The 513-nt window shown below is 75.0% G+C and carries 1 protein-coding gene; it reads right to left on the minus strand.

Annotated elements, in window-relative coordinates; translation table 11 throughout:
• The coding region (locus ACTQZF_RS09255) for a hypothetical protein (protein WP_441555114.1) at window positions 1–513 on the minus strand (513 nt) is incomplete at both ends.

The following is a 513-nucleotide window of genomic DNA, read 5'->3' on the forward strand; positions in this document are numbered from 1 at the left end:
GCCGGCAGCAGCAGCGCCATGCACTCGTCCACGGGCTGGAACACGCCGGGCAGGCACCCGGAGAGCTCGGCGCACTGGGCCAGGAACAGGTAGCGGAACAGCGGCCCGTCCTCGCCGGCCTGCTTGAGCTCGGCGACGCGCACCGGGTCCGCCCCCTCGATCTCCACGTCGAGCGCCTCGTCCGCGGCCTGGCTGCCCAGCTCCCAGGAGCCGTCCGCCGCCGGGCGGGTGAACATGCGCACGCGGGAGGGCAGGAAGTCGTGGACCTCCATGTAGCGCACGGCGGCGATGCGGTTGAACCAGGTGTAGGCGGCGCGGTCGCGCAGGTGCTCAAAGCCCTCCTCGGCCCCTGCGCGCAGCAGGGCGTCGCGCCACCCGGTCTCCTCCGGGGACAGGGCGCGCCCGCCCGCCGCCGCGGCGCCGGCCGGCTCGGCGCCCTCGGCCACGCCGTAGAGCCTCATGCGGGCCTCGACGCCGGCGATGAGCTCGTTGCGGGCCCAGATGCAGTAGTTC

The organism is Collinsella sp. LCP19S3_H3, from assembly GCF_052119145.1.
In the GTDB taxonomy this organism is placed as follows: Bacteria; Actinomycetota; Coriobacteriia; order Coriobacteriales; family Coriobacteriaceae; genus Collinsella.